The sequence below is a fragment of the Skermanella sp. genome, from assembly GCF_059503625.1.
In genome coordinates this window covers 1-6,245 of sequence record NZ_JCACHA010001001.1, presented here as the reverse complement: position 1 = coordinate 6,245, position 6,245 = coordinate 1, and the positions used below count along the sequence as shown (strand labels likewise).

Annotated in this window: 5 protein-coding genes; 1 reads left to right on the top strand and 4 read right to left on the bottom strand. The window is 68.0% G+C overall.

The features are described 5' to 3' along the window. A partial coding sequence (locus tag AC5JJ6_RS36590) for an SDR family oxidoreductase (RefSeq protein WP_496046752.1) occupies window positions 1–928 on the bottom strand: 928 nt, incomplete at its 3' end. Between the two features lie 325 nt (window positions 929–1,253). Between AC5JJ6_RS36590 and AC5JJ6_RS36585 the strand changes: the two genes are divergently transcribed. Then, complete coding sequence (locus AC5JJ6_RS36585) at window positions 1,254–3,767, top strand: glucose/quinate/shikimate family membrane-bound PQQ-dependent dehydrogenase (protein WP_496046751.1); 2,514 nt, start codon at window positions 1,254–1,256, stop codon at window positions 3,765–3,767. A 50-nt stretch (window positions 3,768–3,817) separates the two neighbouring features. Here the strand turns inward: AC5JJ6_RS36585 and AC5JJ6_RS36580 are convergent, their stop codons facing one another. From AC5JJ6_RS36580 to AC5JJ6_RS36570, 3 genes are all read right to left on the bottom strand, one after another. Then, window positions 3,818–4,762, bottom strand: a complete 945-nt coding sequence (locus tag AC5JJ6_RS36580; protein ID WP_496046750.1) for a ring-cleaving dioxygenase — start codon at window positions 4,760–4,762, stop codon at window positions 3,818–3,820. 2 nt (window positions 4,763–4,764) lie between these two features. Further along, window positions 4,765–5,397: an alpha/beta hydrolase gene (locus AC5JJ6_RS36575; protein WP_496046749.1), complete on the bottom strand. Its 633-nt coding sequence runs from the start codon at window positions 5,395–5,397 to the stop codon at window positions 4,765–4,767. Between the two features lie 54 nt (window positions 5,398–5,451). Next, a partial coding sequence (locus tag AC5JJ6_RS36570; protein ID WP_496046748.1) for a ring-cleaving dioxygenase occupies window positions 5,452–6,245 on the bottom strand: 794 nt, incomplete at its 5' end.

Sequence of the window (6,245 nt, the reverse complement as noted above, 5' to 3'; positions counted from 1 at the left end):
CGTCGGTGTGCCACCAGGAGGCCAGCCGGCCCAGGTCGCTCTCGATCAGCCCGTGGCGCTCGGCGATCTTCTTCCAGACCGGTGCCGTATCCGCCATCGTCCGCTCCAGCGGCTGGGCGCTTCCGCCATAGGACGCCGGCTCCACGCCGAAATAGCCGGCGATCCGGGGCCACAGCCACTTCCAGCGGAAGACGTCGCCGTTGACGACGTTGAAGTCCTGGTTACGGCCGGCCTCATGTGTCGCCGCCCATTCCAGGTGACGGGCGAGCAGCCGCGCGTCGGTGATGTCGGTCAGGGCGTTCCACTGGGTCGGCGAACCGGGGAAGGCGAAGGGGATGCCGGTTTCACGGCAGATATTGGCATAGACCGCCAGCGTCACGCCCATGTTCATCGCATTGCCGAGGGCATAGCCGATGATGGTATGGGGGCGATGGACGCTCCAGGTGAAGCCCCGCCGCGAAGAGGCGGCGAACACTTCGTCTTCCTGGGTGTAGTAGAAGTTCTCGACGTCCTGGCGCCCCTGCTCCTCGCGGAAAGGTGTCTCCGGCACGGCGCCGGCGCCATAGGCCTCGAACGGGCCGAGATAGTGCTTCAGCCCGGTGACCAGGGCGACGTGCGACAGGCTCGGGGCGTTGCCGACGGCATCAAGCAGGTTGCGCACCATTCCGCCGTTGACCCGGCAGTTCTCGGCCTCGGTCGCCTGACGCGCCCAGGCGGAGATGAAGACATGGCTGACGTCCAATCCGTCCAGGGCCGTCCTGGTCGCCTCGGCGTCGGTCAGGTCGGCCGCTATCGGCTTTAGGTCGGCTTGGCGGAACGAGGGCCGCCGGGCTAGGCCATGGACGGTCCAGCCCTGCGCCAGCAGGCGTTCGGCCAGGTTGCCGCCGACGATACCGCCGGCGCCGACGATGAGTGCCGCCTTGGACATGAGATTCACTCCAGCTTACTTCGGTAGAGATCTTGATCGTGATCTTGGGGATCGGTTTTCGGCCTGCGTTCAAAGGCTCGCTGACGGGGCAACACGCCCGGATCGCTTAGGTGCCGGAATGGCAGCCATTCCGCCAAGACCGCGAAGGACCTTTTCCTGCGGGTCGACGGCGGCGTGACGCCGACCATTGCGTAGAGTCCTGCCGCGTAAAGCCCTGCTTACTTTTCATGGCTGATCGACCACAGCATGAGGAAACCAAGGAGCTTCGGTCTCGTTACCGGGACGACATTCGAAGGTCTCCCTCCGAAGATTCCGAGGTGACAATATGCGTGGCAAGCGGCGGCGTCCCATCCTCATCGTGACGGGACTGCTCAATCTCCTCATGGGCTTGGCCCTGGCTGTCGGAGGCGTCTGGCTGATCGCCCTGGGCGGCTCCTGGTATTATGCGATCGCGGCGGCGGCCTTCCTGCTGACCGGTTTCCTGCTGATAAGGGGCCGCCCCGCGGCGCTCCTCGTCTACGCCCTGCTCGGCGTCGGGACGCTGGCCTGGTCCGTGTGGGAGGTCGGTCTGGACTGGTGGCCGCTGGCTGCCCGAGGTGCGGTGATCTTCGTCGTCGGCCTGTGGCTCCTGACCCCATGGGTCACCCGTGCGCTCGACGCCGGCCAGGGCCGCGTCTCGGCGTTGCGCGGCGCCGGCCTGCCGCTGACGGCGACCATCGCCGTCGCGGTGGTGCTGGCGGTCGTTTCCTGGTTCGGCGAACCTCACCGGATCGAGGGCAACGCTCCCGGCATCCGCGCCGAGGCGCCGGCCGATCCGTCCGATGTTCCGCCCGGCGAATGGCATGCCTATGGCCGGACCGGCCATGCCCAGCGCTATTCGCCGCTGGACCAGATCACGCCGGAGAACGTCTCCAAGCTCGATGTGGCGTGGACCTTCCACACCGGCGATGTCAGGGGCCGCCCCGGCGATCCGGAGGAGACGACCTTCGAGGTCACGCCGCTCAAGATCGGCAACCGGCTGTTCCTCTGCACGCCGCACCAGAACGTCATCGCGCTGGATGCCACGACCGGGGCCGAGATCTGGCGCTACGACCCGAAGATCCGCAACGAACTGGCGCTCCAGCACCTGACCTGCCGGGGCCTGTCCTATCACGCCGCCTCCCCCGCCACGGCCGCAGGAACGGAAACCGCCGAACCTGCCCCCGAGACGGTGGAGCAGACGGCGGAACAGACGGCGCCGGGGACGACGGCGGCGCCGGGAGGCTCGACCGTCCTGGACTTGCCGGTCGCATCCGCCGGAGCCGCGACGGCGGACGACTGTGCGTCGAGGCTTTTCATGCCGACGGCCGATGGCCGCATCATCGCCCTGAACCCGGAAAACGGCGCGGTCTGCACCGGTTTCGGCGGCGGAACCGGCCAGATCAACCTCTGGCGGAACATGCCGAACGTCAATCCGGGCTCGTATTACTCCACCTCTCCGGTGGTCGTGACCAGGGACCTCATCGTCGTCGGCGGCACGGTCCTGGACAACGTTTCGACCAACGAGACGTCGGGCGTGATCCGGGCCTTCGACGTCGATACCGGAGACCTCGTCTGGAACTGGGATTCGGGCAATCCGGACGAAACGGCTCCGATCGGGCCGGACCAGAGCTACACGCCGAATTCGCCGAACAGCTGGTCGATCCTGAGCGTCGATGAAAATCTCGGCATGGTCTATGTCCCGCTCGGCAACCAGCCGCCGGACCAGTGGGGCGGGAAGCGCAGTCCCGCCGTCGAGAAGTTCTCGTCCTCGGTCGTCGCCCTCGACCTTGCCACCGGCCAGGTGCGCTGGAACTTCCAGACCGTCCATCACGACCTCTGGGACTACGACGTGCCGGCGCAGCCGAGCCTGATCGACCTGACCGTGGGCGGACAGACCGTCCCGGCGCTCGTCCAGCCGACCAAGCAGGGCGAACTCTTCGTGCTCGACCGCCGGACCGGCGACCCGGTTCTGCCGGTCACCGAGAAGCCGGCTCCGCAAGGCGCTGCGGAAGGCGACCACACCGCACCCACGCAGCCGGTCTCCGCCCTGTCGTACGACCCGCCGCCGCTCGACGGGCGGGACATGTGGGGCGCCACGATGTTCGACCAGCTCGCGTGCCGGATCTCGCTGAAGCAGCTGCGCTACGAAGGCCGCTTCACGCCGCCCTCGACGCAGGGCTCCCTGATCTATCCCGGCAACTTCGGCGTCTTCAACTGGGGCAGCATCGCGGTCGACCCCAGGCGGCAGATCGCGTTCACGACCCCCACATACCTCGCCTTCGTCTCCCAGCTCATCCCCCGCGCGGACGACAAGACGCTGTACGTCCAGGGAGAGAACCGTCCGGAATACAGCCTGCCCGCGCTCAACGAGAACTTCGGCGCACCCTTCGCCGTCAAGCTGGCGCCGTTCGTCTCGCTGCTGGGGCTGCCCTGCCAGGCTCCCCCGTGGGGCTATGTCGCGGCGGCGGACCTCACGACCGGCAAGGTCGTCTGGCAGCACAAGAACGGCACGGTCCGCGACGCCTCGCCGCTCCCGCTGCCCTTCGCGATGGGCGTGCCCAACCTTGGCGGACCGATCATGACGGCGGGCGGCGTGGCGTTCCTGTCCGGCACGATCGACTACTATGTCCGGGGCTACGACGTCACGACCGGCAAGCAGCTATGGGAGAGCCGCCTGCCGGCCGGCGGTCAGGCGACGCCGATGACCTATCTGGGAGAAGACGGCCGCCAGTTCGTGCTGGTGGCGGCCGGCGGTCACGGCTCGCTCGGCACCAAGGCCGGCGACGCCGTCATCGCCTACGCCCTGCCGAAGCAGTAGCAGTCCCTACGACACCGCTGGGCGCGATCGCACCCAGCGGGCCTGGGCGGTCAAAGCGGCTTCAGGTTGGCCTCGATCTGCTTGCGCCTTCCCTCCAGGAAAGGCGGCAGGGAAAGCTTCTCGCCCAGCGCATCCATCGCCTCGTCGGTTGCGAAACCGGGGCCATCCGTGGCGATCTCGAACAGGACGCCGTTCGGCTCCCTGAAGTAGAGGCTGCGGAAGTAGAACCGGTCGACTGGACCGCTGGACGGCAGCCGGACCTGGTTCAGCCGGTCGGCCCAGGCCTCGTAGTCGGCATCGGGGATGCGGAACGCCACGTGATGGACGGCGCCCGCCCCCTGACCCGCCGGCTGCAAGTCCGGCTGCACCGCGACGTGAAGCTCGGCCACCGCACCGCCCTGCCCCATCTGATAAACGACGGTACGCGAGTCGGCCGTATCGGGCGTCCTATACTCCCGGACCTGCTCCATGTTCAGGACCCGGCGCACGACCAGATCGGTCGGCTTCAGGTCCGGAACGCTCATGGTGATCGGTCCGAGACCCCGGATCTGGTATTGCGCCGGAACCGGGCTGCGGTCCCACGGATGCGCCGCACCGGCGCCGCCGTCGTCCACCAGACTGAGCCGCTGGCCCTCGAAGTCCTCGAAGTCGAGCACCAGCCTGGTGTCGCGCTCGACGATCTCGGCGTGCCGGACGCCTTCGGCCTCGAAGCGCTTCTTCCACCAGTCCAGAGTGCCTTCGCCGGCGACCCGCAGCGCCGTGCGCGTGATGCTGTGGGTGCCGCGCCGCTCGCGTCCGACCGGCCAGTCGAAGAAGGTGATGTCGCTGCCGGGAGACGCCAGGGCGTCGGCGTAGAACAGGTGGTAGGCGCTGACGTCGTCCTGGTTGACCGTCTTCTTGACCAGACGCATGCCCAGCGTCTTCGTGTAGAAGGCATGGTTGCCGGAGGCATCTGCGGAAACGGCGGTCAGGTGATGGATGCCGGTGAGTTGCATGATCAGATTTCCTTCGCTGAATTACCGTCGAGCCACGCCTTGGCGAGCGTCACGTCCGCCTGGGACAGGCCGTGGCCGACCGGCAAAATCCTGTGTTCCACGGCGGCTCCGGCCCCTTTCAGGGTCGCGGCCAGCCGCCCGGCATTCTCGGCGGGCACGATGGGGTCGCCCGAGCCCGAGAGCAGCAGCACGCCCTTGCCGGCAAGGTCCGCCGCCGGCGCTTCGCTTAGCGGCACCATAGCCCGCAGCAGCACGGCCCCGGCCAGCGCTTCGGGCCGCAGCATCAGGACGGCCGCCGCGATATTTGCCCCGTTGGAGAAACCGACGGCTATGGGTGCTGCCAGTCCATAGGCTTCGCGGGCCTCGGCTATGAAGTCGGCAAGCTCGTCGGCGCGGCGGCGGACGTCGGCCTCGTCGAAGACGCCCTCCGCCAGCCGGCGGAAGAACCGGGGCATGCCGCCTTCCAGCACCTTGCCGCGCGGCGACAGCAGGGCCGAGCCTTGCGCTATCATGCGGCCGAGCGGCAGCAGGTCGTTCTCGTCGCCGCCGGTGCCGTGAAGCAGCAGGAGCGGCGGACGGCCGGCGCCGGGCGCCGGCTCGAACCGATGGACGAAGGACAGGCGGGTGTCAGTCATATCAAGTCTCCAGTCGGCCGGATCCCTGGCCGGAAAAGCTCAGACAAGGACGGCTCAAGCGAGAGCGGGCAGAACCGCCTCGATCTCTCCGCGCCGACGCTCGAGGAACTTCGGCAGTTTCAGGTCCCGTCCCAGCGAAGCCTGCGGCTCGTCGACTGCGAATCCCGGCTCGTCGGTGGCGATCTCGAACAGGATGCCGCCCGGCTCCCGGAAATAGACGGACCGGAAGTAGTTGCGGTCCTTCTGCTCCGTGGGTTGGATACCGTGGTTCTCGCGCAGCTTCTTGACCATTTCCGCCTGAGTCCGATCGTCGGCGGCGCGGAAGGCTACGTGATGGACCGAGCCCTTGCCCATCCGGGCCGGCAGGAAGCCGCCGGCGCTCCGGATATCGACGATTCCCCCGATGGCGGCATCCGCGACCTTGTAGCGGGTAACGCCGTTCTCGGTGGCGCCCTGGGTGAACCCGAAGACGTCGGTCAGGATCGCACCGGTGCGCCCGCCGTTCTCCAGCAGCAGGCTGACGCCCTGGAAGCCCCGGATCGCGTTATCCACCGGGATCTCGCCGGCCGTCCAGGCGGCTTCGCCCTCGATTCCGGGAGACGCCACCAGGGCCAGCCTCATGCCGTCGGGATCGCGGAAAGGCAGGACGGTTTCACCGAGCCGCTTCTCCGGGGTCTCGTGGCGGACGCCCTTTTCAAGGAACCGATGGGTCCAGTAGCCGAGCGAGCCGGCCGGGACGCGGAACACCGTTTCCTGCGTTTCCCCGATGCCGAGCCGGCCGGGCGCCGCATGCTCCCACGGGAAGAAGGTCAGGATCGTGCCGGGGCTGCCCGCCTCGTCGCCGTAAT

Coding starts and splice junctions, on each gene's coding strand:
- AC5JJ6_RS36575 (WP_496046749.1), bottom strand. CDS start 5,397: ATGACTGACACCCGCCTGTCCTTCGTCCATCGGTTCGAGCCGGCGCCC.
- AC5JJ6_RS36585 (WP_496046751.1), top strand. CDS start 1,254: ATGCGTGGCAAGCGGCGGCGTCCCATCCTCATCGTGACGGGACTGCTC.
- AC5JJ6_RS36580 (WP_496046750.1), bottom strand. CDS start 4,762: ATGCAACTCACCGGCATCCATCACCTGACCGCCGTTTCCGCAGATGCC.